We start from the raw sequence: 23,649 nt of genomic DNA, 5'->3' as shown, positions 1-23,649 counted from the left end.
CTACCGGAAGACGCCCCCGGGCTTCCGCGTTCGCCGGTCGTGCGTCCGCCGCGCCCGAGTCACGACGCCCACTCGATCCCGAGCCCCTCGTGGACGACGAACTCCAGCGCGTTCACGAGGTAGTGCGCGACGACGACGACGAGGAGGCTCCCGGTGACGACGAACGCCGCCGCGAGGGCGAACCCCAGCACGCCCGTCACGACGACGCCGGCCGGCCCCTGCGCGCCGTGGCCGAGCGCGAACGCGATGGACGAGAAGAAAGCGAGGAGCCACGGCGACGCGTCGAAGCCGACGCTCAGCGCGCCGACGAGCGCGCCGCGGAACAGCAGTTCCTCGAAGCCCGCGATGACCGGCAACACGACGAACAGGAGCACGGCCCACCCGGAGAGCGTGTCCGGCGCGAGCGCGCGCCGAAGCTCCTCCGACCGTCCGAGACCCCAGCGATCCCCGGCGCTCGCGCCGACCTCGTTCAGCGCGTAAAGCGCGACGCCGAGCGCGACCCCGAGGCCGAGCGGGTTCGCTCCGACGTCGCCGGGACCCGCGCCGAGCGCCGACGCGGGGATCTCCGCGTACCACGCTCCGACGAGCAACAGCGCGCCGAACAACCCCTGCGAGAGCGCCACGTTCAGGAGCAGCGCGCCGGTCGAGAACGTCGGCGCCTCGCGGGCGAGCGGGTCGGCGTCGGTCGTCGCCCCGCCGGTGCCGACCGCCGGGTCACCGGCGCACGTCGTCGAGTCGCTGGTGTCCGTCGCCGAATCGCCGGCACCCGACGCCGAACCGTCGGCGGCGTCCGTGTCGGCCCCAACCGTGGAGCCGCCCTGAACGACGCTCTGCGACGCGCGCGCGAGGAGAAGGAGGAGTCCGAGGACGACGCCCGCGAAGCCGGCGAACGCCGCCCAGTCGGCCATCTGTGGCTACTGCGGGCTGGGACTGCCGGGGCTCTTGCTCACGCTCTTGCCGTCGAGCGCGGTGCCGGTGATGCTCTTGAGCCGGTCGACGAGCGAGTCCTTCTCGGGTTCGCCTTCGAGCGCGACGTCGAGCACCTCGCTGATGTGGCTGACGGGGACGATGTCGATCATCTCCTTGTACTCGTCCTCAATCATCACGTCCTGCATGTTCGCCTTCGGGATGATGACCGTGTTCATGCCGGCCTTCGCGGCGGCCTCGATCTTGTGCGTGACGCCCCCGACGGGGAGCACGTCGCCGCGGACCGACAGCGAGCCGGTCATGGCGATGTTCTGCGCCACCCCGACGTCTTCGAGGGCGCTTATGACCGCGGCCGCGACCGTGATGGACGCGGAGTCGCCGTCGACGCCGCCCTGTCCGGCCTGGACGAACTGGATGTGGATGTCCTTCTCCGAGATGTTCTCGTCGGAGAACTTCTTGATGATCGCGGAGACGTTGTCGACGGCCTCCTGCGCCATCTCCTTCAGCTGGCCGGTCGCGATGACCTCGCCGGGACCCTGGGAGGGGGTGACCTCCGCCATGACGGGCAGGACGATGCCGGAGTCCTGTCCCATGACGGCGAGGCCGTTGACGCGTCCGACGACGTACCCCTCGTTGACCGAGAGTTCGTAGTCCTTGCGGCGCTGGATGAAGTCGTCCGCGAGCTGCTGTTCGATGCTGCGGGAGCGACCCTTCGCCTGCAGCACGTGCTCGCGGGTGACGAGGTCAGCGCCCTCGGCGCGGGCCATGTCGCCCGCGACGCGGACGAGCCCGCCGAGGTTGCGCAGTTCGAGCGTCAGGTGACCCTTCCGCCCGGCGCGGCGGCGGGCTTCGAGGATGACCTCCTCGACGGCCGCGTCCGTGAAGTCGGGCAGGCGGCCGTCCTTCGCGACCTCCTGGGCGACGAACCGGGCGTACTTGCGGCGCATCTCCGGGGTGTCCTCGATCGTGTCGTCCATGTACACCTCGTACCCGTAGCCCTTGATACGGCTGCGGAGCGCGGGGTGCATGTTCTCCATCGCGTCGAGGTTGCCCGCCGCGATCATGATGAAGTCCGTCGGGACGGGCTCGGTCTGGACCATCGCGCCCGAGGAGCGCTCGGACTGACCGGTGATCGAGAACTCGCCCTCCTGGATCGCGGTCATCAGGTGCTGCTGGCTGCGGATGTCGAGCGTGTTGATCTCGTCGATGAAGAGCACGCCCTTGTTCGCCTTGTGGATCGCGCCGGGTTCGACGCGGTCGTGGCTGGGCGTCTCCATCCCGCCGGACTGGAACGGGTCGTGGCGGACGTCGCCGAGCAGCGCGCCCGCGTGCGCGCCCGTCGAGTCCTCGAACGGCGCGGTCGTCGTGTCCGCGTTGTTCACGAGGAGGTTCGGGATCATCGCGTCGCTGCTCCGGCTACCGTAGCGGAACGCGAGGTAGATGATACCCGCCGCGAGGATGCCGAGCAGGATCTGCCCCGCGATGATGAGCGAGTACCCGAGGACCACCGCGATGATGATCCACATGAGGAACGAGCGCATCTGGTTGCGCTTTCGGGCCTCCTCCTTGTGCGCCTCGACGATCTGCTCGCCCTTCCCCGCGGGGACGGTCCGCACCTTCGGGCGGTTGCCGTCGTCGGGGTTGTGGTAGACGAGCACGTCCTGCATCTCCTCTTTCGGGAGGAGTTCCGCCATCGCTTTCGCGAGCATCGACTTCCCCGTCCCCGGCGAGCCGATCATCATCACGTGTCGCCGCTGCTTCGCGGCCTTCATCACGACGTCGCGGGCGTGCTCCTGCCCGATGACCTGGTCGACGAGTCGGTCGGGAACCTCGATGTCGGCGGTCGAGTCGACCAGCAGTCCGCCGAGGAGATCGTCCTCGTCGACCTCGTCCGCGACATCGGCCGTGACCTCGACCTCGCTGCCGAGGTCGTCGATCGTCGGCTCGTTCGAGGTCTCCTCCTTTTCACCCTCCGCTGCGGAGTCGTCGGAGAGGGAACCGTCGTCCGCGCCTTCGTCGGCCGCGTCGTCTCCCTCGACCGTCCGCCCGCCCGCCGAATCGTCGCCCTCGGACCGCTCGTTCGACTCGGAGTCCACCCCACCCCGGTCGGACGCAGGACCCGCGCCGCCGTCGGAGCGCTCGTCAGACGCGGTGCTCTCCTCGTCTGACCGCTTCGAACGGTCGGGCGTGCCTGCCTCCTGTTCCGGGAGGCTGTCGTCGTTGTCCATGTCGTTGCTCATAGAACTATATCGCTACCTAAAGGGTGGGTCGCGCAACTGATATACTTTCTCCCATCGGACGTCCCCGTCACAATAGCACATACTGACGTGTCGACCCCTCTCGCTGCTAATTTCATCGAAAGAGTGTTCTCGTCGTTTTTATAAATGACCGCGCGGAACAGGTCCCGTATGCGGGGGTTCTACATCGGTCGGTTCCAGCCGTACCACAACGGCCACCACCACATGGTCGAGGAGATCGCCTCGGAGGTCGACGAACTCGTGTTGGGGATCGGGAGCGCGGGCGACTCGCACACGACGCGCAACCCGTTCACCGCCGGCGAGCGCATCATGATGCTCACGAAGTCGCTCTCGGAGTTCGACCTCACGACCTACGTCGTCCCCATCGAGGACCTCGAACGCAACTCCGTCTGGGTGAGCCACGTCCAGAGCATGAGCCCGACGTTCGACGTGGCGTACTCGAACAACCCGCTCGTCGTCCAGCTGTTCGCGGAGGCGGACGTCGAGGTGCGCCAGTCGCCGATGTTCCGACGGGAGGTGCTGGAGGGGACCGAGCTTCGCCAGCGGATGATCGAGGACGAGGACTGGCAGAGCCTCGTCCCCGAGGCGGTCGTGGAGGTCGTCGCGGAGATCGGCGGCGTCGAGCGCATCCAGCGGGTCGCCGACTCCGACGCCAACGGCGACGACGGCGTCGATCCGGAGTGACGACCGTGATCACGCTCGCCTCCGATTTCGGGTCGCCCTACCCCGCGGCGATGCGAGGGGTGCTCCTCCGGCGGACCGACGCCCGCCTCGTCGACGTCGCCCACGACTTCCCGCGGCAGGACGTGCGCGCGGCCGCCTTCTGGCTCCGCGAGGTCCTCCCGTGGTTCCCGCCGGCGGTCCACCTCGCCGTGGTCGACCCCGGCGTCGGAACCGACCGCGCCGCGCTCGTCGTCCGCGCGGGCGAACACGCGCTCGTCGGCCCCGACAACGGCCTGCTGCTCCCCGCCGCGCGCCGCATCGCGGCCGAGTCGCCGGCGTCCCCCTCCCCGTCGGCGGACGAAACCGGCGACGACGCCGACGGTGGGGACGACCCCGACGACGCGGTCGAGGTGTTCGCGTACGCGTACGACAACCCGGACTCGGCGACGTTCCACGGCCGGGACGTGTTCGCCCCCGCCGCCGCCGAGGTCCACGAGGCCGGCGTCGGCGCGCTGGAGACGCTTTCGGCCGCGACGCCCGCCGCCGAGTTCGTCGACCTCGCGTTCCCGGAGCCGACCGTCCGCGAGGACGACGCGACGGGCCGGGCGCTCGCCGTCGACGGCGAGGTGCTCGTCGTCGACGACTTCGGCAACGCGATCACGAACGTCCCCGGCGAGGTCGTCCGGGGGCGCGACGCCGTGGTCGTGAACGGCGAGCGCGTCCCCGTCGGGGAGTCGTTCGCGTCCGTCGACGCCGGCGAGCGGCTGGTCACGGTCGGCAGCCACGGCTCCGTCGAGTGCGACGTGAACCGCGGTCGGGGCGACGAGGCGTTCGGCCTCGCGCCGGGCGACGCGGTCGACATCGAGCTCGGGCGCTGACGCCCAGTCGCGCTCTCGAACTGACGCCGACCGAGGCGTACCGTCGGGCGGATCCGGAGCGATACGAGCACGAGGCGACCCGTCCGAACTTCCTCTGCCCTCGCCTGGTCATCCTCGCGTGAGAGCATCTCTCGCTCTACCAGTAGCTGACGGTGCGGTATCCGTATTCGGAATCGGACCGCATCACAGTCGGCTTCGCCTCACTCGGGTCGGCGTTTGGCCGGATCGTCCCGGAAGCGTTCGATCAGGTGTCCGAATTCCGTCGTTTCCTCGAACGCGTCGTAGTCGTCGTCCGCTCCCACGAGAAGGGTTACGTTCCGCTCGCCGTCCAGTTCTTTCGCGGCGGCGACGGCGTACGCGTCCCCGAGCGACGGGCTGTACGAAGCTTTCAAACCCGACGCGAGTTCCCACAGGTCGTCGATCTCGTATTCAGCCACGCCCATCTCTCGGAGGTCGTCGATGTGGGCGTCGGCTTTCTCCGCCGACGTTTCGCGGGTCGCGATATACCGAAATTCAGCGAGGTTTATGGTCGTGACGTACCCGTCCAGTTCACCGTCGTACACCCGGTCGAGCCAGTGTTCGACATCGACGGCTCCGGGTTCGTCGAACGAGAAGGCGAGGAGCGGTTCGGCATCGAAGACGACAGTCATTCATCCGGACCTGACCGACCGAACTTCTCTTCGGCTTTCTTTTCGTCCCGCTTTCGTTCCTCGCGGAGCAGTTCCGTGGCCGACTTCTCCCCCTCGTCGACCCCCGAAGCGAGCGCGCCTCGAATCTCGGACGGACGCTTGACTGGACGGATCACGACCTCTCCCCGCTCGTTTTCGATAAACTGGATTCGTCCGGGCGTGTCGATGCGGAGCCTGTCGCGGAACTTCTTGGGAATCGTCGCCTGTCCCTTGCTCGTGACGGCGACGGTGGTTCCGTCTTCGGCGTCGTTCATACGTGACGGATAGTCGACCGTACTACTTGAATCTTCGTAATACGTAAATTCTAGTAATACTTAAGCTTTCGTAATACCCCGGGATTCCACTTGAGAGGTTCCTTCGACCGGCCCTCGCGGTCGTACAGGTGAACGACGATCTCGTCGTCGTGATCCTGGGTTTCGCTGGCGCCAGCGCCGTCGAGAAAGGCGATACCAATTACTTGACCGTCGTCTATCGGCCCCACGTACGAGTTCTCTGCACGTTCCGCCCGGAGGGTTCCAGACTCTGTGTCTGCTTCCAACGTTTCGAGGGTCAGTTCCGGAGCAGTCGTGTCCTCCGAGGCGTCCGTGCCCTGGACGGCCTAACGGCCTATCAGCCCGAACGTGCCGATTCCGGCTGCACTGGCTTCCAGGAGTGTGCTGTGCGATCTCCGCCCATTTCTGAGGACTCAAACAGAACCGAAAAATATCGATTCGCTCAGCCGGTGGTTTACTCGGCGGCGATGACGTCGTCGATGCGGACGATCATCGTCGCGGCCTCGGTGGCGGACTCGACGGCCTCGCGCTTGACCGCCGCGGGGTCGATGATGCCGTGTTCGACGGGGTCGCCGATCTCGCCGGCGCGGCCGGTCGAGATGATGCCCGCGCGGCCGTCCTTCTCGTACAGGGCGCGCAGGTCGACGAGCGCGTCGATCGAGTCCATGCCGGTGTTCTCCGCGAGGGTGCGCGGGAGGCTGTCGACCGCGTCGGCGAACGCCTCGACCGCCAGCTGCTTGCGGCCCTCGATGCCCGCGGCCGCGCTGCGGACGTGGTCGGCGATGGCGATCTCGGTCGCGCCCGCGCCGGGGACGACGCCGCCCTTGTCGATCGCGGCGATGACCACGTCGACCGCGTCGTTCATCGCGCGCTCCAGCTCGTCGACGACGTGTTCGGTGCCGCCGCGGAGGAACAGCGTCACGGCCTTCGCCGCCGAGCCGCCCTCGACGAAGGTGAGTTCGTCGTCGCCGTACTTCTCGACGCGGACGCCCTCGACGTGGCCGAAGTCGCTCTCGTCGAGATCCGACAGCGAGCCGAGCCGCTTCGCGCCGGTCGCGCGGGCGATGGCCTTGGCGTCCGATTTCTTCACGTTCTTGTACGCGAGGATCCCAGCGTCCGCGAGGTAGCCCGCCACACGGTCGTCGATCTTCTTCGAGCAGAAGACGGCGTCGACGCCCGCGTCCGAGAGCGTCTTCGCGTAGCCGCGGAGCTCGCCCTCCTCAGCCTCGATGGCCGCGTTGAGCTGGTCGACGCTCGTGATGTTGTACTCCGTGTCGACCTCGCCCTTGCGGACTTCGAGCTTCATGTCGAGGATCGCGACCGTCGCGTCCTCGACCGACCGCGGCATGTTGTCGTTCGCCGGCTCCTTGTCGATGATGACGCCCTCGACGAGTTCCGTGGCGCTCGAACTCGCGCCGGTCTGCGTCTGGACGTGGATGTCGTCGCGGTCGATCGCGCCGTCGTCGTCCGCGACCTGCCGGACGGCGGTGACGACCTGCTTGGCCAGGGTGCCGGCGGCCACGTCGCCGGTTCCTTTCCCGGTCATGCTCGAATCAGCGACCTGCTCGAGGATGTCGTCGTCGAGGTCGATGTCGAGCACCTGTGCGTCGATGGCCTCCTGCGCGAGGCGGGCGGCCTCGTGGTACCCCTCGACGATGACCGTCGGGTGCAGGTCGGATTCGAGGAGCTCCTCCGCCTGCGCGAGGAGTTCGCCCGTCAGGACCGCGGCCGTCGTCGTGCCGTCGCCGACCTCGTCCTCCTGCGTCTCCGCCACCTCGACGATCATCTGGGCGGCGGGGTGCTCGATGTCCATCTCGTTGAGGATCGTCGCCCCGTCGTTCGTGATGACGACGTCGCCGGAGGAGTCGACGAGCATCTTGTCCATCCCGCGGGGCCCGAGGGTCGTCCGTACCGCGTTCGCGACGGCTTTGCCGGCTCGGATGTTCGAGTCCTGCGCCGCCTGTCCGCGCGTTCGCTGGCTACCCTCCGAGAGGATGAACAGTGGTTGCTGCATCTGTGTTGCCATGATGAGTAAACCTCACCGGATTCATGGATTGCGGTTCTATATATAGATTTCTGTTCTTTTTCGGGGAAACCCCCCGACGGGAGCGACCGAGCGTGAGCGTGACTCACTCGGCGCGCGTGTGCGGGCGTCGATCGGACGGGCGCGTCGTCCCGGGAAACGACGGATCGCGGCGGGTGCCGCCGGCGAGACTCCGGATCGGACGATCGGCGGAGGTACGCCTCAAAACTTACATATTCAGACCGAGAGTTCTCGCACGATGTTGGAGCTGGAGCACGGGTTTCGGGTGGTCGACGTGCGCGCTCGCCTCGATCCGGACGCGACCGAGGCGGCGGCCCGCGGACGGGAGATCTCGCCCGAGCGGCTGGAGCGGGAGATGCACCAGGCGGGCGTGGTGAAGGCGGTCGTCTCGCCGGGGCCGCGACCGCCCGGCGAAGGGTACCTCCGGGCGAACAACGCGGTCGCTCGGCTGAGCGTCGATCGACCGTTCCTCGCGGTCGCGCGGATCGACGGCCCGCGCGACCCGACCGGCCGGCCGGTCGCCCGACTGCGGAACCTCGCGGCCGGCCGCGAGGCGCACCACGCGGACCCGGAGGACGTGGAGCGGTTCGCCTACGACGATCGCTTTCACGGGTTCGTGCTCGATCCGGCCGTCGACGGGCTCCCCGACGCGGCGGTGCTCGACGAACTCGACGACGTCGCGCTGCCTGTGTTCGTTCGCGCGGGCGAACGCTTCCCCCCCGAGGCCGTCGCCGGACCGTTACTCGGGCGGTCCTTCCCGGTCGTGCTCACCAGCCTCGACGGATTTCCGCCGAGCCGGACGCTCGCGACCCGCGCGCTCGACATGCTCGAGACGCACGACCGACTCCACCTCGATACGAGTTTCGTCGGTTCTCGCACCCCGATGGAGCGCGGCCTGCTCGAACACCCCGATCGGATCCTGTTCGGCAGCGGCGTCCCCGAGTCGCACCCGAACGTCGGCGTCATGCAGGTGCTGACGCTCGACGTGCCGGAGGACGCGATGCGCCGCGCGTTCTCGAAAAACCCCTCGCGCGTGGTGCCCGCGCTCGCGCCGGGCGTCGAGGCGTAGGCGTAGTCCGCGGCGACCGTTCGGCCGTCGGACCGCGCCTCGGACGGATCGCCTAGCGCCAGTCGTACCGCGCTACGGCCCGGTCGGCGCGCTTCGAGAGGCCGTGCGGATTTCGCGTCGACGAGCGGTCCCGCGCCCGAGCGACGAGCCCGTCGGAGGTTCCGGTGACGATCCCGCAGACGACGTCCCGGCCGTTTCCGGCCCACGTCGTCGGGGTCGCGTTGCCGCGAACCACGTCCCGCGCCGTCGACGCCGCGTCGCCCGCCGCGTGCGAGAGCGTCCGCCGGACGACCGTGGGGCGCAGTCCGTAGTTCTTCACGAGGCGGTACGTCAGCGCCCGGTACTTCCAGTTCCACCTGTGCGCCGGAACGCCGCCGTCGGCTTCGGTCTCGTGCTCGCGGCGGACGCACATCTCTCGCTGCCACTCGACCGTCGCGTCCCGCCCCGCCAGTCGGTGGGCGGCGTCGCGCGCGCCGCCGGTTTCGAGGTACTCGTCGAAGCCGTCGATCGCGTCGAGCGTCTCCGCCCTGAACGCGACGTTGCCGCCGTTGAAGTACGTGACGCGCCGGTTCGCGATCTCCCGGCGCTCCGGGTCGTCCGTCGTCACGCCGACCCGGAGCGCCTGGTGCGTCGGCCCCGTAACCGCGTCCGCGTCCGCGATCCCCTCGGCCACGGCGTCGCGCCACGGCTCTTCGATGACGAAGTCCTGCCCGAGAAATCCGACCACGTCCCCCGACGCGACCTCGACGCCGGCGTTCCGGGCGACGTTCAGCGTCCGGGCGGAGATCTCCACGAGCACGTCGACGTCGTCGCGCTCGCGAACCATCCCCGTGGTGCCGTCCGCGGAGGGCCCGTTGACGACGACGACCTCGGCGTCCGGCGCGTGCGCCGCCAGCGAATCGAGGCTGGCCGCGAGCCGGTCCCGGCCGTTCAGGGTCGGGACGACTACCGAGAGATTCATACAGGCACGTAGACGACCGAACACTTAAACTGACGCCTCTCCGTCGCGGACGGGGGCGGGCGGCGGTCCGAGGCGAGAACGCTACGGCGGACGCGAACTACGCGTTGAGGAAGTAGACCTGCTTGCGGGCGTCCTTGAAGCTGTACCGCGAGCCCACGAGTTCGGAATCCTCCAGTCGGTTCAGGGCGTAGCGGACGGTCCGGTCAGGAAGGAGCGACTCGTCGGCGAGTTGTCCCTGCGAGAGCGGGGCTTCGCTCTCGAGGACCTTGGCGACGAGTTTCGCGCTCGGGGGGAGTTCGCGCAGGCGGTCGCGAAACTCCTGCTCCGACAGACGGTCTTCTCTGGCGGGCTCTGCGGTGGTACTGGTGCTCATACTCCGTAGTGTGAAAACCCTGCGTGGTAAAGCTTCGCTACATATGCAACAAAAGGATGGAGATTACTTAAGGTCCTTATATCTATCTGGGTGACGATCCCCTGGTGCGTTTTTACCGATTGACCCCGATAGATTACCCATGATACCCGCGTCACACCGGGAGATCTTCGAAAAGCAAGCCTTCGCGCACGTCGCGACCGTGATGCCGGACGGGACGCCCCACGTCACGCCCGTCTGGGTCGACCACGAGGACGGCGAGTACGTGCTCGTGAACACCGCGCGCGGGCGGCGAAAGGAGAAGAACATCCGACGGGAGCCGAAGGTCGGGGTGTCCGTCGTCGACCCCGACGATCCGTACCGGTTCGTCTCCGTCCGCGGCGAGGCGACGCTCTCGGAGGACGGCGCGGTCGAGCACATACACCGACTCGCGAAGCGGTACATGGGCGTGGACGAGTATCCGAACCTCGATCAGGAGTCCGGCGCGCGCGTCATCGTGCGAATCCCGACGGACGAGATCGTCGTCGGCGGGGAGTGATCGAGATCCCGACGGGCGGGCGGAGCGGTTCGCCGACGGCTCAGTGCCGCCGCGTGTCCGTCCGCGGATCGTCCCCGTGCCGGCGATACCGCCCGAGCAGGCAGTTGCAGTCGGGGCAGTGGACGAGAATCACCCCGGGGCGCTCGTGTCGGATCAGTTCCGCCGCGTCGTGTTCCGCCCCGCAGCGTTTGCACGTCGGCATGCCCGCCGGTACGCCCCCCAGTCGGATAAGCGCCGGCTCGTCCGCCGGATCGGCGATCCCATCCAACACGACTTTAGTCCCCGGGCGAACACGTTGCGGTAACGTGAAAGGGAAGGAGTGGTACCAGGCCGACGACATCGCCGAGGAGTACGAGACGAAGCGCTTCTCGAACGGCGGTCGGCTCATCGACCGTCGAGAGAAACGGGCGGTACTCGACGCACTGGGCGCGCTCGAAGACAAGCGAGTCCTCGAAATCGCCTGCGGAACCGGGCGCTTCACCGTCATGCTCGCAGAGCGCGGCGCGGACATCGTCGGACTCGACATCTCGTCGGCCATGATGGCGCAGGGTCGGCGGAAGGCCCGCGAGTTCGGCGTCGGGGAACGCATCGAGTTCATGCGCGGCGACGCCGCCCGGCTACCGTTTCCCGACGACCACTTCGACGCGGTGTTCGCGATCCGGTTCTTCCACCTCGCGGACACGCCGGCGAAGTTCCTGGCCGAGATGGCGCGCGTCTCGCGCAACCAGGTGTTCTTCGACACGTTCAACCGATTCAGCACGCGCAGCATCTACAACTGGCTCCTGCCGATGGGATCTCGGCTGTACTCCCGCGACGAGGTCGAGCGGCTGCTCGGCGACGCCGGGCTCGTCCTCGCGAACGAAGCGCACGACTTCGTCCTGCCGTACGGCTTCTACCGCGAGATCCCGAACGGCGTCGCCGGGCAGTTCAGGGAGCTCGACGCGTCGCTTCGCGACAGCGCGCTCGGGCGGAAGCTCGCGTCCGTCTCCTACTGGGACGCGCGGACCCGCTGAAAAAAGCGGCGTTCAGAAGTCGTCTTCGATGATCTCGCCGACCGCGAAGTTCGACTTCACTTCGCTGATCTCGACTTTCACGCGCTCGCCGATCTCCGCGCCGGGGACGATGATGACGTACCCGCGTTCGACGCGGGCGATGCCGTCGCCCTGCTTGCCGATGTCCTCGATCTCGACGTAGCGCAGTTCGCCGATCTCGACCGGCGGCTGCGGCTCGCTCGACGGACTACCGCTGCCGCTCGCGTTCGCACCCTCCCGCTCCTTCGCGGTCGCGTTTCTCCGAGAGATGAGCGCAACGCGGTAGACGTCGCCGGCGTCGATCGAACCCGTCTCGACCTCGCGGCGTGGGACCTCGACGACGTACCTGTCGTCTTCCGCTCGCACCTCCGCACTGAACAAACACAGGAGTTTATCTGAGATTTCCAACGTGCAGACCTCCGGTTTGTACTCGGTTTGCGTGGTTAAAGGTGTACCGCCGGGAGACGGCGCGAAGGCGGGTTCCGAGGCCCCACAGCCCGCGCCGACGACGTCGGTGCGACGTCGCGTCGACCGCGAGGTGGAAAACCGAATCCGCGAACACCGCGGCGTCGCCGACGCGGCTCGGACGCTACAGCGGCCGCCCGTCGGGACGCTTCGCCCCCTCCGCGTCGTGAACCACTACCTCGCCCGGCCCCGGATCGGCCGGTTCGTACCGATCGCGGACCGCGATGGCCTCCGCGACGTCCCTGACGGCGCGCTCTTTCAGCGAGCGCGCCAGCGCCTCGGCGTCGTCTCGGGAGATGTCGCGACCGAGCCCCTCGCACTCGTGCGCGCGGACCATCCCCTCCTCGTCGACGGCCTCGCCCGCCGGCTGGCTCGTCCCGCCGAGTCGCACGCTGAAGGGGTACGTCCGACAGATGAGCGGCCGGTCGTCGTGGACGGTGCACGTCCCCGTGCCGGCGTCGTCCTCGGCGTAGAAGGCGCAGTCGCCGCAGGCGTCGGCCCGGAGCGCCCACTCGAACGTCTCGCCTTCGAGGCCGTCGCCGTCCGACGCCTCGGCGAGACCGTAGGGCATGGGCCGGGCGACGTCGCGCCAGTCGTATCCGGTCGCCTCCCCGAGACGGCGGATCTCGTCGGGGAAGACGGTCGCCGTGTGCGGTTCGCGCTCGCCGCCGTTCGCGTCGTACCCCTTACAGCACGCCCCGCACCGGGTGCACTCGAAGCCGATCGACTCGATCGAGTCGGCGAGGTCGGACACGTCGAGGTCGCGCGCGCGTTCGAGTTCGGCTTCGAGCGATCGCATTCGTGTGGTGATCACTCGGGACCGACGCCCAAAACGGCGTCGGGTCGACTGCCGTCGGCGTCAGCATCGGCGTCGCCGGCCGTCGACGTCTCCGTCCCCCTCCGCGTCGCCGTCGATGCCCGGTTTCAGGCGGCGTCGCGCTCGGCCTCGATCCGGTCGACGTACGCGGTCGTTATCCGTTCGAGGATCGCCTCCCCCGCCTCGGCGGTCCCCTCCCGGGGATCGCCGAGGACGCCCGTCTCCGTAACCGCCTTGAATCCCCTGCTGAGAAGCCGCGAGGCGGAGACCTCGCCCTCGTACCCGACGGCGAGTTCGTCGGTTCGCACGAGCCCCTCGTTCACCGCGAGGACGATGGCCGTCTCCGCCGCGCCCGCGTGGATCACCGGTTCTTCGTACGCCACGCCGGCCTCGCGAAGCCCCTCGTTCATCAGCGCCATGTTCTCGTCGAGGTCCGCCAACGCGATCACGTTCGCGTCGATCTCGCGGGCGATCTCGGGCGCGACGGCGTTGACGGGGCCGAAGTTCCCGCCGTGGGTGGGCACGAGGACGACGTGTTCGAAGCCGTGTTCGTCGAGCGACCGGCAGTACGAGCGGATCAGTTCCATCAGCGTCTCGGGCGGGATCGTGATCGTTCCGGGGAACTCCATGTGGTGGCCGGAACAGCCGGGGCGGATCGTCGGTGCGGCTAGCGCGTCCCCGAGCCGCGCCGCGATGCGGCGCGCCAGCTCGTCGCCGCAGAGCGCGTCCATGATCAGCGGGAGGTGCGGTCCGTGCTGTTCCACCGACCCCACGGCGACGACGACCGTCCGCGTTCCCGTTTCGAGCGCGGCCTCGACCTCTCGCCACGTGAGTTCTTCAAGGAGTACCGACGTTCGCGAAGACATACGGTACTGCGACCTGCGACGCCGAGGACATAAGTCTGCGGCTGTCGGCGACGCGGAACGTGAACCGCTCGCCGACGCGTGTTTTTTCGCCCGCTCTCCCCGCTTCCACGACCCCGGTCGCGCTACCCCGGTCGCACCGTCCCGTCGACCCACCGAACCTTCCCCTCGTGCGCCAGCTTCTCGACGTGCGCGACGACCGTCGCGCGGGCCAGATCCCGAACGCCGGTCAGGTCCTTCTCGTACGCGGCGTCGACGACGCCGTCGACGTCGGACGTCCCGTCTCGGACGGCCGCGAGCACCCGCCGCTCCCGGTCGAGGCGGTGTCGGATCAGCCGCGAGAGCGTCGCCCGAGGATCGTCGACTGCGGGGCCGTGACCCGGGAGCAGGCGCGACGGGTTTCGGGCGTGCAGCCGCCGGAGCGACGTCAGGTAGGCGCGCATGTCGCCATCGGGCGCGCCGACCACGACGCTCCCCTCCGCGACGGCGAGGTCGCCGCAGAGCACGGCGGCGGGTCCGAAACCTCCGATTTCGAACGCGACGTGGTCGGCCGCGTGTCCGGGCGCGTCGAGCGCCGTCACCGCGCCGTCGCCCGTCTCGATCCGCGTCCCCTCGCCGAACGTCCGATCCGGCGCGACGCCCGTCGCGGTCTCGAACCGGCGCTCCCTGCCCCGCCGAGCCCACACCGTCGCGCCGGTCTCCGCGGCGTAGTCGGCGACCGCGCCGACGTGGTCCGGGTGGGCGTGCGTCGCGGCGACGTGCGCGACGCCGCGTTCCGCGACCGCCGCGTCCAGTTCGGCCGTCCGCGCCGCGGGGTCGACGAGCAGGGCGTCCGACCCGCCGACGAGGTACGCGTTGGTTCGCCCGCTCGGCGCGCGGGTCGCGACGGGGACGGAGACGCGGTGCACGCGGCGCTCCATCGCTTCAGTCTGCGCTCTCCGCGCCGCGCGCGGCGGTGAACTTCGCGAGGTCGACCGCGCTCGCGACCTCCTCGGGCGAGTCGTACGGTCGGTTGACGACGATGTCGCCCGCGCGCCGCTTGCCGATCCCCGGAATCGCCGTCAACTCGTCCATCGTCGCGCCGTTGAGGTCGAGGGGGTAGGGGACGCCCGTCACCGAGCGGTAGCCGTGGTCGACGACGGCGACGTCCATCGTCGCCCCCAGTTCGCGCTCGCCGGGGACCGCCACGAGGAGGGGGTACGTCCCGAGCTGTCGACCGAACGTCCGGCCGTCCCGGTGGTATTCGAGGTGAACGTCCGGGAGGACCGTCCCGGGCGGGGCGACCCGCGCCAGCATCGGGTGGTCGATCTCCTCGCGCACCCTCCGCTTGTACGTCTTGAACAGCTTCTTGTGGTCCTTCGCGATCCGCGCCCCCGTGTCGGACATCTCCGTCCCGGCGAAGGCCATCACCTGCCGGATGTTGATCCGCCTGACCATGAGACCCGCGTCGTAGACGCGCCGCAGGAAGCGCTCGTTGTGCTCGAACGTCTCCTCGCGCTCGCCCTTCAACCCGTGCAGGAGGTTGATCCCCGGCAGGAGCTTCGGCAGGCGGTTCGACGCCCCCTCCCCGCGCGTCGGCGCGGCGGACGGGTCGTTCCCCGGCCGCCACCCGGCCTCCTCGTTGACGATCCGAACCGCCTCGAAGCACTCGTCGGCGCTCACGTTGAGGTCGTTCTCCTCCTGTACCACCGGGTCGGCGGATTCGAGGCCGAACGCCGCCGTGTCGCCCGCGGTGTTGTGCTCGGCGATGATGCGGATGCACTCGCGGCTCTCCTCGGGCCACCGGGCGATCGTGATCGGGTTCATGTTGTCGAGGTGGAGCGTCCCGAGGGCCGGGGCCACCTCCCTGATCCCGCCGTAGAGCCGCCGGAGAGCGTCGGGGTTGGGGGCCTCCCCGTCGCCGCCGAACGCGAGGATGTCGGCCTGCCGACCGAGCCGGAAGTGCCGCGCGCCGCGCTCGTAGAGGCGCGCGACCTCCTTCACGACGGAGTCGGCCGCGCGGAACGCCGGGTTGCCGTACAGCGGTTCGGTGCAGAACGAACAGCGGTAGGCGCAGCCGCGGGAGGTCTCCAGCTCGCAGATGAGGTAGTCGGGGTGGTTCGGGTGCTGTTCGATCACGAACGCGCCCGCCGCGGCCCAGCGGTCCAGCTCGTCGTTGTCGCGGACGCGGTCGCCGAACCCCTCCAGCCCGCTCTCGACGAGGTCGTGCGCCGCCGCCTCCACGTCGCCCTTCGCGACGAAGTCGAAGTCGAGGTCGCGGCGCTCCGTGTCCACGCCGCCCGCGTTCTCCTCGCCGACGCCGAAGCGTATCGGCCCGCCCATCAGCGTCGTCCCCTCGGCGGTCCAGGCGAGTTCGCGCACCTCGTCGGGTTCCGCGGGCGTCCCGCCGACGTACTTGCCGGGGACGGTCATCCCGCCGAGGTAGACGAGGAGGTCGGCGTCGGCCACGTCGCGCCACGTTCGGCGCTCCTCGCGGAGTTCGTCGATCGTGCGGTAGGTGACGTTCCCCTCGGGAACGCCGGCGTCGACCAGCGCGCCGGCCGTAACGCGCGGGTACGTCGAGACGTACGGCGGCACGCCGAAGTGCGCCGGCTCGTCGACGTAGCCGTCGACGAGCGTCACCGAGAGGTCGGCCGGGTGCGTCATGTCCCGGCGTTCGGCGGCGAGGCGTAAAACGATGCGGTTCCTCGTTCCGCCACGGTCGGCGATCGGCGTGATCGTCGCGCACCGTTTTCCGTTCCGCCGGACCGGTAACCGACCGCGAGGCCCGCGCCACTTATCAAGCTCGCCGAACTAGTCCCGCGTATGCCGGCCACGCTCGAAGTCAAGTGCACGAGCCCGGACTGCGAACTCGACATGTTCGAGTTGCACTACACCTACGACATGCCCGACGACGTCGGCGTCGGCGACTTCGTCTGCCCGTACTGCGGAGAAACCGACGCGCTGGAGGAGATCGTGGTATGAACGGGCTCCGCGAGCTCGGTAAGTCGGCGACGAACGCGGTGCTCGAACGCGTCGGCCGCGGGGTGAGCCGCGTCCAGGAGCGAAAGCCCCTGCCCTACGACTTGCTGGAGAGCGACGACGCCTACCTGGTGATTTTCGACGCCCCCGGCGCGGCCGAAAGCGACGTGCAGGTCCGCTTCGTCGACGACGAGGTTCAGGTCCGGATCGACCGCTTCCGCGACTTCTACGAAGGGTTCGAGATGCGCTTTCCCGGCCGCGGTCTCGCGCTCGACGGCGTGGCGGAACTCCCCGCGGACGCCTCCGTCGAGGCGAGCGAAGCGTCCGCGACCCTGACGAAGAACGGGACGCTTCGCGTTCGAATTCCGAAGGACGACCGCGGACGGAGCGTCACGGTCGAAGCGGAGGAAGACGACGAAACGGCGGACGACGGGGACGACGAGGGGACGGAGGAGTAGTCGTCCGGTTGCCCCCTCACTCGATCGTCATCCCCTCGGCGATCTCGAACCTCTCCGTCCCGTCGAACCGAGTCGGATCGAACGCCCCGGGCGGCGCGCGCGATCGATCGCCGAGCACCGCCGCCGCGATCGCCTCGCCCGTGGCGGGTGCGCGCATGAACCCGTGGCCCTGCCACCCCGCGGCGACGTGGATCCCCGGGCGGAGTTCGCCCAACAGGGGATTCCCGTCCGGCGTCGCGGTGCAGAGGCCCGCCCACGCGCGTTCGACCCGCAGTTCGCGGCCGACGCGCTCGCGCACCCCGTCGCGGATCCCGTCGACGAACCAGTCGTCGGCGTCGCGGTTCCACTCGTCGGGATCGGCCTCGACCGGCTCCGTCCCGTCGCCGGCGAGCAGCCCCGTCGGGTGCGGCCGAAGGTACATCCCGGCGGTCGCGTCGTGGCACATCGGTCCGCCGTACTCGACGCCGGACGTGAGCGCCTGCACGCGGTACGGCTTCAGCGGGATTCGGACGGCCGCCCGCTCGAAGATCCGCTTCGTGTGCGCGCCGGCGGCGACGACGACGGCGTCGAACGCCTCCGCCTCCCCGTCCACGACGATCCCCGGCGGGTCGATCCGAAGGTCGACGGCCCGCCCCGTCCGGAACTTCGCGCCGGCGGCGGCGGCGCGATCGGCCATCATCGACGCGTAGCTCGCGGGGTCGGTCCAGCCGGCGTTCGCCGCGACCGCCGCGACCGCCACGTCGTCGACGCGGAGGGGGAACCGCCCGCCGAGTTCGTCGGGCGAGAGGAGCGACACGTCGCGGCCGTGGCGGCGCATCCGCTCGACGCCCTCTTCTATCGCCCTCGCCCGCTTTTCGTCGCCCTCGCGCGCCAGAAACACGTACGGGCACTCGACGAACTCGAACCCGCCCTCGCCCGAGCGCTCGCGGAACCGTTCGAGCGCCCTGTCGCCGATCGCGGCGTCCACGTCCCCGGCGTACGCGTCGTAGAGGACGCCCGCGGCGCGACCCGAGCTGCCGCTTCCGATCGCGCCCCGATCGAAGACGGTCACCGCCGCCCCGCCCGCGGCGAGGTCGCGGGCCGCCGTGACGCCCACGGCCCCCGCGCCGACGACCGCCACCCGGCGACCATCGCCCGCGTTCGTCCGGCGGTCGTCTCCCTCAGTTCGACCGCCGTCCGCCGTCATCGCCGACCCCGCCGCGACGGCGGTGCCGTCGACCGCGTTCGATTCGCTCGACTCGTCGGAGACGTCCGATCCGACCGATCCAACCGATCCGCCGACGACATCCACCTCGTCCGTGCCGTCCGCGCCGTCGGGGACGAGCCCGCGGCTGAAACGTTCATGCCCGCCGAACGGCCCTGAGTCACTTAGCTGTAGGTTTCGGCGAGGGCTTGGGGTCTCGCTCAGCCGAGGAACTCCTCGACGCCCCGCGCGGGGTAGCCGACGACCACGTCCGCGCCGGCGTCCTTCAGCGCCCGGACGCGCTCGCCGACCGCCTCTGGCGCGCCGACGAGCGCGTAGTCGCGGATCGCCTCCGAGAGGACGTCGCGGGCCCGACCGGTCGCGCCGCCGTCGGTTGGGCACCCGTCGGGGAGCGCCCGGGCGACCGGGCGACGGCGGGCGGCGTACCCGCCGACGGCGTCGAGGACGGCGTCCTCGTCGTCGGTCAGCACGGTCGGCGCGTAGAGCGCGAGTTCGCCCTCGAAGCCGGCGGCGCGGAGGGCGCGGAAGTCGCGCTCGGTCGTGCGCGAGAGCAGTTCGTACTGCGTGCCGCCCGCCGCGAGCGCGACCCGTTCGACGCCCTCCGTCCCGACCCACGCGTCGGGGACGCGCTCTCTGGCCGCGCCGAGGCGGGGCGCGATCGCCCGCGAGCGCTCCCCGTCCGTGAGGTAGGCGGGGTGCCCCGCCACGAGCACCTGTCCGACTCCCTCCGGCACCCACTCGTAGAGCGAATCGTCGCCGAGGGGGTCGAAGCCGTCCGCGCGAACGGGCGTCGTCAGCCACACCTCCTTCACCCGGGCGAGTTCGCGGAGGGTCGCGGCGTCGGGGAGGTGGTCGCGGCCCTCGTAGTCGATGGCGACCGAATCGAGCGGCAGGTCGAGCGCCCGGCGCACGTCGCATTCTCTGGGCTTCAGGGCGGCGGCGTCCAGCCCCGTCCTCGTCACGGCGCGCTCACCGGTCAGCATCGGAGATCACCACTGTTCAAAAGAATCGATTCACCGTCGCGGAACGCGATCCATCGTCTGTGCGACCATGTACTCACCCGTACCCGCGATCGGGACATAAGGATGTCGTTGTTCGCAAGTACTCCACCGGCCACGGGGACGCAGGCTTCTCGGTCGTTTCGTTCCCTCCGAGACGACGTGCGACGCCTCTCGGCCGTCGCTTCGTCGGCGCGGCAGGTTCTACAGGCGGAGCTCTCGCCGCTCTATCGCGCCGCAGCTCGGGCAAACGTGGCGGTACAGCACCCGACTGCCGGTCGTTTCGACCTGCCAGCCGCCCTCGTCGTCGTCGTAGCCGCACTTGCCGCAGATCCGTTCCTCGGCGTCGTAGCGCGCCCTGAGCCGGTCCAGCGCCGTCGTCCCCATGGTCCGTCGGACAGACATGTGCTAACGATAATCACGGTGGTACAAAACGTTTTTGCCGACGGATACCCGCCGCTCCGCGGAGCAGCGTCGACGCCGACAGCGCCCGTTCAGGCCCGGTCGCGAGGCGTCCGAGGGGACTCGCGACTCGATCCGGGGCGTCGCTCGCCGCCGAGCGGTTCGGCGGCTACGCGCCGTCGAAAAGGTCGTCGACCGCGTCGCGGGCCGCGCGCGCGGCCTCGTCGGCGACCGCTTCGGGGTCCGCCTCGTCGTCGGGGGCGTTGAGGTACACGTCGACCTCCAGAACGCCCTCCTCGAAGGTGACGGTCACGTCGAAGTCGCGCACGTCGGACTGGCGGTAGGTGGCGAAGATGACGCCCTCCGCCGCCTCGGCCGCCGTCTCGACGACTTCGTCGTCGCTCGGACCCGCGCCCGTTTCCTCGTCCGTCATCGACGGTTACGCGCCGCCCGCGCCGCCCGGTCCCATCGGACCGCTCGGGCCGCCGCCCGCGCCGCCCTGGAGCAGCTGCTGGAGCTCGCTCTGGAGGCTCTCGAACTGCTCCTGAACGCGGTTCTCCTGTTTTTTCAGCTGCTCGGCGCGTATCTCGAGGCTGTCGACCCTGTCCGTGAGGGTCTCGTGGGCTTCGTCGTACTCCGTCTCGACGAGGAGTTCGCCGATCTCGCGGTACATGGCGGTGTCCTCGTCGATCCCGTCGAGGGCTTCGAGCGCCGATCGCGACTCCGTGAGCGTCGATTCGGTCTGCTGTTTCTGCGCCGCGACCTTCTGCGCCGTCTCTTGGAGGTCCTGCAGCTGTTCGAGTTTCTCCTGCGCCTCGGGGGGTAGATTGCCTTGCATGAGCGGGACGACGGGTCCCGGACTGAAAAAGCCCCGTATTCCGAGGCGACCGGTCGACGACTCAGTCGGGGCGACGATCGAACCGCCGCGCGGCCAGAAAGCCGACGACGGCGCCGACCGTCGCCGCCGCGATCGTCCGTCGTCGGTCGTCGAACCTGACGAACCGGATCCGGTCCTCAGTGATCTCGAGGACGCCGAGGGGCGTGACCGAGACGCCGCCGCCGACGCCACCGCCTTCGTCCCCGGCGATCTCGTCTGCGGCGTCGCCGGCGCGCTCGTCCGCCGGTCGGTCGCGCCCGTCGGTTCCGAATCCGCCGCCGAAGCCGTAGGCGACCTTCGCGACCGGGACCGTCGTCCGCCCCTCCGAGAGGATCGGCTCGCCGAAGACCGAGCGGACGCTGCCGCGTTCGGTCAGTCGCTCGACGATCGACAGGAATCGCTCCGCTGCATTCATCGTGGTTTCACCGCATGCGGTACGACGCTCGCGGAGATAACCCTTGAGTCGGCGGGGACGCGCGGAGAGACGCCGGCGGCGAGGAGGTCGTCGACGTCGCCGGTCTCCCGTCACTCCGCGGCGTCGATCGTCCGCTCCGCGACCGACACCATCCGCGTCCACGAGTTCACGCCCGCCCGGAGCGCGACGAGGTCTGCCGCCGAGACGCGAACCGCGACGCTCCGCCCGTCGCGCTCGACCGTCGCCGCGGAGCGGGCGTCGTCGATCTCGCCCACCTCGACGCCGACGCTCCGTTCGACGATGCGGGCGCGTCGCTCGTCGTCGTACTCGAAACGAAGCAACGCGCGGTTCGGTCGGGGCCCGTCGTGCGCCACGCGCCTACTCGACCGAGACTTCCTTTACGTCCCGACTCCGCTCTTTCAGGAGCACGCGGTGGCCGCAGTACGGGCAGCGGACCCCGCCGTACTCGTCCAGTTCCACGTCCCGCTTACACCGAGAACACTTATAGCTCATCGTTTGGAGGGAATGTCGATTACTCGTCGTCTTCGTCGGTCGACAGCGCCGCGCGGATCGACCGCCGGACGGTGCGACCGCCGGGCGTCTGCGGGCGGTACGCGCCGCCCGTGAACTTCTCGCCCGTCTCCTCGTTCACCCAGATGCCCGTTCCGACGCGCTTTACCGAGTCGCCGTCGACCGAGGCGTTTCGCATGTCGCTTTCGATCTCCGAGACGCGCTTGCGCGAGACGCGCCCGTACCGCGCGCCGAACCGGCCGGCGCTCCCGGTCTTTCGTGCCTTCTTCTCGGCCATAGTACTGCGTTGTATCCGGAGCGCGCACAAAAAGGCTTTGAGTCGGACCGACTCTGACGGCGGAGAATCGTCCCGAATCGCCGGCGACGGAGGGGTTTCGTTCACGCCGATACCGGTCGTATCGGTTTCCGTGTACGTGGCCCGTAGCGTTTTACGCGGATCCGCTGAACGACGTAAGTGACGTGATCGTCGCCGACTTCAACCTCGCAACCCCGATTCTCGGTTCGGCGCTAGCGGCGGCCCCCGGCGTGTCCGTCGCGATCGATCGGGTGTACACGACGGACGGCGTGCCGCTCCGGATGCAGTTCCGCGCGCGCGGCGACGGAGCCGGCGAGTTCGACGCCGCCCTCCGCGACGATCCGACCGTCGTGGACTCCGCGCTGCTCGCCGACACGGAGAGCGCGCGCCGGTATCGCGTCGAACTGTCGGACGGCGGTCGGCGCGCCGCGACCTACGACGACTGGGCCGAACTCGACGGGGTGTTACTCAGCGGAACCGGGACGGAAAACGGCTGGGAGATGCGGATCAGGTTCCCCGATCACGACGCGCTCATCGAGTACCGGGAGCGGTGCCGCGAGCGGGACATCTCCTTTTCGCTCCGCGGGCTGTACTCGGAGGGGTCGACGGACGGGGAAGTTCCGTACGGGCTGACGGAAGCCCAGCGCGACATCCTGGTGCAGGCGATCGAGACGGGGTACTTCGACATCCCCCGGAGCGCGTCGCTCGAAGAGCTCGGCGACTCGCTCGGAATCACCGGGCAAGCCGCCTCCGAACGGCTCCGGCGGGCACTGAAGACGTTCGTGACGAACGCGCTGTACAACGAGTGTCGGGAGCGGCCCGAACAGCGGTTCACGCCGCCGCTCGGCTGAGCGCGATCGACGGGCATCGCTACCGCAGGCCGGCGTCCGAGAGCGCATCGTTCAGGTCGTCGCGCACCCACTCGCCCGTCTCGCGGTCCATCGCGGTCGTGACGACGCGGTTTTCCTGCACGCTCGACCCGTCGCGGAGCAGCAGCCGGACGTTGCCGTTGCCGTCGGCGCGGGTGGCTTTCGCCCGCAGACCCGTCCGGGACCCGGTCCCGCCCGCGTCGATCGGTCCGGGGACGATCTTCTTCACGTGCGGGTGCTCCGCGACGACGCCGATCGCCTTTCGCCCCGCGCGACCGCCGATGAGCGTGCTGTGGGTGCCGCCGAGTTTCTCCCGCGGCGGGGTCTCCACGACGTCGAGCGAGCGCTCCCCGCGGCGGTCGAGCACGGACGCGACGACGTCCTCGCCGCGAACGCGGAGGAACTCGTAATGGAGCTGCGCGCGCGTCTCGCGCAGGACCTCCCGGTCCCCCGCGGCGAACACCGCCTCGGGCCGCTTGCGCCGGATCTCGTCCGCGACGCGCCCCGCGAAGTTCCGGAGTTCGACCACGCCCGCCTCCTCGCCCGTCTCGGGGACCGTCGTCACGGTCGTCTCGCCGACGATCGCCTCGCCGTCGAGCATCGTGATCGTCGCCCGGTCGCGGTCGAAGTCGGCGACGACAGCGTCGCAGTTGGCGGTGTTGCACGTGAGACAGTAGTCGCCCGGCTTTTCGAGGGGAGTGCCACACCGCCGGCAGTTCATGGCAGGGGGTCGCCGCCGCCGGGCTATAACTCCGTTCGTTTGCGGCCGAACGGCCGAACGGTCGCCCTCGTCG

At 69.5% G+C, this 23,649-nt stretch carries 32 protein-coding genes; 8 read left to right on the top strand and 24 right to left on the bottom strand.

Annotation, left to right across the window (positions count from 1 at the left end; all coding sequences use genetic code 11):
* Nucleotides 1–59: 59 nt before the first annotated feature.
* Together C3L37_RS11820 and lonB are read right to left on the bottom strand one after the other, a co-directional pair.
* Nucleotides 60–908, bottom strand: a complete 849-nt coding sequence (locus C3L37_RS11820) for a CPBP family intramembrane glutamic endopeptidase (RefSeq protein ID WP_129114821.1) — start codon at nt 906–908, stop codon at nt 60–62.
* A 6-nt stretch (nt 909–914) separates the two neighbouring features.
* Complete coding sequence (lonB, locus tag C3L37_RS11815; protein ID WP_129114820.1) at nt 915–3,167, bottom strand: ATP-dependent protease LonB; 2,253 nt, start codon at nt 3,165–3,167, stop codon at nt 915–917.
* A 168-nt stretch (nt 3,168–3,335) separates the two neighbouring features.
* Here lonB and C3L37_RS11810 point away from each other — a divergent pair, with 168 nt between their 5' ends.
* Complete coding sequence (locus C3L37_RS11810; protein WP_129114819.1) at nt 3,336–3,869, top strand: nicotinamide-nucleotide adenylyltransferase; 534 nt, start codon at nt 3,336–3,338, stop codon at nt 3,867–3,869.
* Nucleotides 3,870–3,874: 5 nt separating this feature from the next.
* On the top strand, nt 3,875–4,726 hold the full coding sequence (locus C3L37_RS11805; protein ID WP_129114818.1) for an SAM hydrolase/SAM-dependent halogenase family protein: 852 nt from the start codon (nt 3,875–3,877) through the stop codon (nt 4,724–4,726).
* A gap of 200 nt (nt 4,727–4,926) precedes the next feature.
* On the opposite strand, the gene C3L37_RS11800 is transcribed toward C3L37_RS11805, so the two are convergent.
* The 4 genes from C3L37_RS11800 to thsA all read right to left on the bottom strand — a co-directional run bounded on the left by C3L37_RS11800 (nt 4,927) and on the right by thsA (nt 7,701).
* Nucleotides 4,927–5,376 (bottom strand): PIN domain-containing protein, encoded by a 450-nt coding sequence (locus C3L37_RS11800; RefSeq protein ID WP_129114817.1) that lies wholly within the window; start codon nt 5,374–5,376, stop codon nt 4,927–4,929.
* On the bottom strand, nt 5,373–5,669 hold the full coding sequence (locus C3L37_RS11795; RefSeq protein WP_129114816.1) for an AbrB/MazE/SpoVT family DNA-binding domain-containing protein: 297 nt from the start codon (nt 5,667–5,669) through the stop codon (nt 5,373–5,375). The genes C3L37_RS11800 and C3L37_RS11795 overlap by 4 nt, the downstream gene beginning before the upstream one ends.
* 50 nt (nt 5,670–5,719) lie before the next feature.
* Nucleotides 5,720–5,953 carry a hypothetical protein gene (locus tag C3L37_RS11790; protein ID WP_129114815.1) on the bottom strand — a complete coding sequence of 78 codons (234 nt, stop codon included), beginning with the start codon at nt 5,951–5,953 and terminating at the stop codon, nt 5,720–5,722.
* A gap of 188 nt (nt 5,954–6,141) precedes the next feature.
* A complete protein-coding gene (gene thsA / locus C3L37_RS11785) occupies nt 6,142–7,701 on the bottom strand; it encodes a thermosome subunit alpha (protein WP_129115257.1) in 1,560 nt (519 codons plus the stop codon).
* Between the two features lie 268 nt (nt 7,702–7,969).
* Between thsA and C3L37_RS11780 the strand changes: the two genes are divergently transcribed.
* Entirely contained in the window at nt 7,970–8,800 is an 831-nt protein-coding gene (locus C3L37_RS11780; protein WP_129114814.1) for an amidohydrolase, read from the top strand.
* 52 nt (nt 8,801–8,852) lie between these two features.
* Here C3L37_RS11780 and C3L37_RS11775 read toward each other — a convergent pair whose 3' ends face one another.
* Nucleotides 8,853–9,761: a glycosyltransferase family 2 protein gene (locus C3L37_RS11775; RefSeq protein ID WP_129114813.1), complete on the bottom strand. Its 909-nt coding sequence runs from the start codon at nt 9,759–9,761 to the stop codon at nt 8,853–8,855.
* A gap of 97 nt (nt 9,762–9,858) precedes the next feature.
* A complete protein-coding gene (locus tag C3L37_RS11770) occupies nt 9,859–10,134 on the bottom strand; it encodes a MarR family transcriptional regulator (RefSeq protein ID WP_129114812.1) in 276 nt (91 codons plus the stop codon).
* 139 nt (nt 10,135–10,273) lie between these two features.
* Between C3L37_RS11770 and C3L37_RS11765 the strand changes: the two genes are divergently transcribed.
* On the top strand, nt 10,274–10,669 hold the full coding sequence (locus C3L37_RS11765; RefSeq protein WP_129114811.1) for a PPOX class F420-dependent oxidoreductase: 396 nt from the start codon (nt 10,274–10,276) through the stop codon (nt 10,667–10,669).
* A 40-nt stretch (nt 10,670–10,709) separates the two neighbouring features.
* Here C3L37_RS11765 and C3L37_RS24350 read toward each other — a convergent pair whose 3' ends face one another.
* Nucleotides 10,710–10,871, bottom strand: a complete 162-nt coding sequence (locus C3L37_RS24350) for a hypothetical protein (protein WP_164974741.1) — start codon at nt 10,869–10,871, stop codon at nt 10,710–10,712.
* 103 nt (nt 10,872–10,974) lie between these two features.
* Here C3L37_RS24350 and C3L37_RS11760 point away from each other — a divergent pair, with 103 nt between their 5' ends.
* Entirely contained in the window at nt 10,975–11,682 is a 708-nt protein-coding gene (locus C3L37_RS11760) for a class I SAM-dependent methyltransferase (RefSeq protein WP_129114810.1), read from the top strand.
* Between the two features lie 12 nt (nt 11,683–11,694).
* Here C3L37_RS11760 and C3L37_RS11755 read toward each other — a convergent pair whose 3' ends face one another.
* The 5 genes from C3L37_RS11755 to C3L37_RS11735 form a co-directional block, all read right to left on the bottom strand.
* Nucleotides 11,695–12,108: a TRAM domain-containing protein gene (locus tag C3L37_RS11755; RefSeq protein WP_129114809.1), complete on the bottom strand. Its 414-nt coding sequence runs from the start codon at nt 12,106–12,108 to the stop codon at nt 11,695–11,697.
* Between the two features lie 181 nt (nt 12,109–12,289).
* Nucleotides 12,290–12,964 (bottom strand): YkgJ family cysteine cluster protein, encoded by a 675-nt coding sequence (locus C3L37_RS11750; protein WP_129114808.1) that lies wholly within the window; start codon nt 12,962–12,964, stop codon nt 12,290–12,292.
* Nucleotides 12,965–13,089: 125 nt separating this feature from the next.
* On the bottom strand, nt 13,090–13,848 hold the full coding sequence (locus tag C3L37_RS11745; protein WP_129114807.1) for a creatininase family protein: 759 nt from the start codon (nt 13,846–13,848) through the stop codon (nt 13,090–13,092).
* A gap of 122 nt (nt 13,849–13,970) precedes the next feature.
* Entirely contained in the window at nt 13,971–14,765 is a 795-nt protein-coding gene (locus tag C3L37_RS11740; protein ID WP_129114806.1) for an MBL fold metallo-hydrolase, read from the bottom strand.
* 4 nt (nt 14,766–14,769) lie between these two features.
* The gene (locus C3L37_RS11735) at nt 14,770–16,491 is read right to left on the bottom strand and encodes a radical SAM protein (protein WP_129114805.1); all 1,722 of its coding nucleotides are present in this window, start codon (nt 16,489–16,491) and stop codon (nt 14,770–14,772) included.
* 159 nt (nt 16,492–16,650) lie between these two features.
* Here C3L37_RS11735 and C3L37_RS24345 point away from each other — a divergent pair, with 159 nt between their 5' ends.
* Together C3L37_RS24345 and C3L37_RS11730 are read left to right on the top strand one after the other, a co-directional pair.
* On the top strand, nt 16,651–16,809 hold the full coding sequence (locus C3L37_RS24345; RefSeq protein WP_164974740.1) for a DUF7559 family protein: 159 nt from the start codon (nt 16,651–16,653) through the stop codon (nt 16,807–16,809).
* Nucleotides 16,806–17,264, top strand: coding sequence for an Hsp20/alpha crystallin family protein (locus tag C3L37_RS11730; protein WP_129114804.1), 459 nt, complete (start codon nt 16,806–16,808; stop codon nt 17,262–17,264). The genes C3L37_RS24345 and C3L37_RS11730 overlap by 4 nt, the downstream gene beginning before the upstream one ends.
* A 16-nt stretch (nt 17,265–17,280) precedes the next feature.
* Here C3L37_RS11730 and C3L37_RS11725 read toward each other — a convergent pair whose 3' ends face one another.
* The 9 genes from C3L37_RS11725 to C3L37_RS11685 form a co-directional block, all read right to left on the bottom strand.
* Nucleotides 17,281–18,450, bottom strand: a complete 1,170-nt coding sequence (locus C3L37_RS11725) for an NAD(P)/FAD-dependent oxidoreductase (protein WP_129115256.1) — start codon at nt 18,448–18,450, stop codon at nt 17,281–17,283.
* Nucleotides 18,451–18,668: 218 nt separating this feature from the next.
* Nucleotides 18,669–19,451, bottom strand: coding sequence for a DUF7388 family protein (locus C3L37_RS11720; protein ID WP_129114803.1), 783 nt, complete (start codon nt 19,449–19,451; stop codon nt 18,669–18,671).
* 219 nt (nt 19,452–19,670) lie between these two features.
* A complete protein-coding gene (locus tag C3L37_RS11715; protein ID WP_129114802.1) occupies nt 19,671–19,871 on the bottom strand; it encodes an HVO_0649 family zinc finger protein in 201 nt (66 codons plus the stop codon).
* A gap of 166 nt (nt 19,872–20,037) precedes the next feature.
* A complete protein-coding gene (locus tag C3L37_RS11710; RefSeq protein WP_129114801.1) occupies nt 20,038–20,301 on the bottom strand; it encodes a DUF3194 domain-containing protein in 264 nt (87 codons plus the stop codon).
* 6 nt (nt 20,302–20,307) lie between these two features.
* Entirely contained in the window at nt 20,308–20,706 is a 399-nt protein-coding gene (locus C3L37_RS11705) for a prefoldin subunit beta (protein ID WP_129114800.1), read from the bottom strand.
* A 61-nt stretch (nt 20,707–20,767) separates the two neighbouring features.
* Nucleotides 20,768–21,160, bottom strand: coding sequence for a spore germination protein GerW family protein (locus C3L37_RS11700; RefSeq protein ID WP_129114799.1), 393 nt, complete (start codon nt 21,158–21,160; stop codon nt 20,768–20,770).
* 110 nt (nt 21,161–21,270) lie between these two features.
* A complete protein-coding gene (locus C3L37_RS11695; protein ID WP_129114798.1) occupies nt 21,271–21,534 on the bottom strand; it encodes a KEOPS complex subunit Pcc1 in 264 nt (87 codons plus the stop codon).
* A 4-nt stretch (nt 21,535–21,538) separates the two neighbouring features.
* Complete coding sequence (locus tag C3L37_RS11690) at nt 21,539–21,673, bottom strand: DNA-directed RNA polymerase subunit P (RefSeq protein ID WP_129114797.1); 135 nt, start codon at nt 21,671–21,673, stop codon at nt 21,539–21,541.
* A gap of 19 nt (nt 21,674–21,692) precedes the next feature.
* Nucleotides 21,693–21,968 carry a 50S ribosomal protein L37ae gene (locus tag C3L37_RS11685; RefSeq protein ID WP_129114796.1) on the bottom strand — a complete coding sequence of 92 codons (276 nt, stop codon included), beginning with the start codon at nt 21,966–21,968 and terminating at the stop codon, nt 21,693–21,695.
* 182 nt (nt 21,969–22,150) lie between these two features.
* On the opposite strand from C3L37_RS11685, the gene C3L37_RS11680 reads away from it, so the two are divergent.
* Nucleotides 22,151–22,837: a helix-turn-helix domain-containing protein gene (locus C3L37_RS11680; protein WP_129114795.1), complete on the top strand. Its 687-nt coding sequence runs from the start codon at nt 22,151–22,153 to the stop codon at nt 22,835–22,837.
* A gap of 19 nt (nt 22,838–22,856) precedes the next feature.
* Here C3L37_RS11680 and C3L37_RS11675 read toward each other — a convergent pair whose 3' ends face one another.
* Complete coding sequence (locus C3L37_RS11675; RefSeq protein ID WP_129114794.1) at nt 22,857–23,576, bottom strand: DUF2103 domain-containing protein; 720 nt, start codon at nt 23,574–23,576, stop codon at nt 22,857–22,859.
* Between the last annotated feature and the right edge of the window lie 73 nt (nt 23,577–23,649).

The organism is Halegenticoccus tardaugens, assembly GCF_004116405.1.
GTDB lineage: Archaea > Halobacteriota > Halobacteria > Halobacteriales > Haloferacaceae > Halegenticoccus > Halegenticoccus tardaugens.
The sequence above is the reverse complement of the archived record's forward strand: the minus strand, read 5'-3'. Positions and strand labels throughout refer to the sequence as shown.

What these genes read in the sequence shown, in the direction of transcription:
- C3L37_RS11820 (WP_129114821.1), bottom strand. Translation starts at nt 908, where the DNA reads ATGGCCGACTGGGCGGCGTTCGCCGGCTTCGCGGGCGTCGTCCTCGGA.
- lonB (WP_129114820.1), bottom strand. Translation starts at nt 3,167, where the DNA reads ATGAGCAACGACATGGACAACGACGACAGCCTCCCGGAACAGGAGGCA.
- C3L37_RS11810 (WP_129114819.1), top strand. Translation starts at nt 3,336, where the DNA reads ATGCGGGGGTTCTACATCGGTCGGTTCCAGCCGTACCACAACGGCCAC.
- C3L37_RS11800 (WP_129114817.1), bottom strand. Translation starts at nt 5,376, where the DNA reads ATGACTGTCGTCTTCGATGCCGAACCGCTCCTCGCCTTCTCGTTCGAC.
- C3L37_RS11795 (WP_129114816.1), bottom strand. Translation starts at nt 5,669, where the DNA reads ATGAACGACGCCGAAGACGGAACCACCGTCGCCGTCACGAGCAAGGGA.
- thsA (WP_129115257.1), bottom strand. Translation starts at nt 7,701, where the DNA reads ATGCAGCAACCACTGTTCATCCTCTCGGAGGGTAGCCAGCGAACGCGC.
- C3L37_RS11780 (WP_129114814.1), top strand. Translation starts at nt 7,970, where the DNA reads ATGTTGGAGCTGGAGCACGGGTTTCGGGTGGTCGACGTGCGCGCTCGC.
- C3L37_RS11775 (WP_129114813.1), bottom strand. Translation starts at nt 9,761, where the DNA reads ATGAATCTCTCGGTAGTCGTCCCGACCCTGAACGGCCGGGACCGGCTC.
- C3L37_RS11770 (WP_129114812.1), bottom strand. Translation starts at nt 10,134, where the DNA reads ATGAGCACCAGTACCACCGCAGAGCCCGCCAGAGAAGACCGTCTGTCG.
- C3L37_RS11765 (WP_129114811.1), top strand. Translation starts at nt 10,274, where the DNA reads ATGATACCCGCGTCACACCGGGAGATCTTCGAAAAGCAAGCCTTCGCG.
- C3L37_RS24350 (WP_164974741.1), bottom strand. Translation starts at nt 10,871, where the DNA reads ATGCCGACGTGCAAACGCTGCGGGGCGGAACACGACGCGGCGGAACTG.
- C3L37_RS11750 (WP_129114808.1), bottom strand. Translation starts at nt 12,964, where the DNA reads ATGCGATCGCTCGAAGCCGAACTCGAACGCGCGCGCGACCTCGACGTG.
- C3L37_RS11745 (WP_129114807.1), bottom strand. Translation starts at nt 13,848, where the DNA reads ATGTCTTCGCGAACGTCGGTACTCCTTGAAGAACTCACGTGGCGAGAG.
- C3L37_RS11740 (WP_129114806.1), bottom strand. Translation starts at nt 14,765, where the DNA reads ATGGAGCGCCGCGTGCACCGCGTCTCCGTCCCCGTCGCGACCCGCGCG.
- C3L37_RS11735 (WP_129114805.1), bottom strand. Translation starts at nt 16,491, where the DNA reads ATGACGCACCCGGCCGACCTCTCGGTGACGCTCGTCGACGGCTACGTC.
- C3L37_RS24345 (WP_164974740.1), top strand. Translation starts at nt 16,651, where the DNA reads ATGCCGGCCACGCTCGAAGTCAAGTGCACGAGCCCGGACTGCGAACTC.
- C3L37_RS11730 (WP_129114804.1), top strand. Translation starts at nt 16,806, where the DNA reads ATGAACGGGCTCCGCGAGCTCGGTAAGTCGGCGACGAACGCGGTGCTC.
- C3L37_RS11725 (WP_129115256.1), bottom strand. Translation starts at nt 18,450, where the DNA reads ATGACGGCGGACGGCGGTCGAACTGAGGGAGACGACCGCCGGACGAAC.
- C3L37_RS11720 (WP_129114803.1), bottom strand. Translation starts at nt 19,451, where the DNA reads ATGCTGACCGGTGAGCGCGCCGTGACGAGGACGGGGCTGGACGCCGCC.
- C3L37_RS11715 (WP_129114802.1), bottom strand. Translation starts at nt 19,871, where the DNA reads ATGTCTGTCCGACGGACCATGGGGACGACGGCGCTGGACCGGCTCAGG.
- C3L37_RS11710 (WP_129114801.1), bottom strand. Translation starts at nt 20,301, where the DNA reads ATGACGGACGAGGAAACGGGCGCGGGTCCGAGCGACGACGAAGTCGTC.
- C3L37_RS11705 (WP_129114800.1), bottom strand. Translation starts at nt 20,706, where the DNA reads ATGCAAGGCAATCTACCCCCCGAGGCGCAGGAGAAACTCGAACAGCTG.
- C3L37_RS11700 (WP_129114799.1), bottom strand. Translation starts at nt 21,160, where the DNA reads ATGAATGCAGCGGAGCGATTCCTGTCGATCGTCGAGCGACTGACCGAA.
- C3L37_RS11690 (WP_129114797.1), bottom strand. Translation starts at nt 21,673, where the DNA reads ATGAGCTATAAGTGTTCTCGGTGTAAGCGGGACGTGGAACTGGACGAG.
- C3L37_RS11685 (WP_129114796.1), bottom strand. Translation starts at nt 21,968, where the DNA reads ATGGCCGAGAAGAAGGCACGAAAGACCGGGAGCGCCGGCCGGTTCGGC.
- C3L37_RS11675 (WP_129114794.1), bottom strand. Translation starts at nt 23,576, where the DNA reads ATGAACTGCCGGCGGTGTGGCACTCCCCTCGAAAAGCCGGGCGACTAC.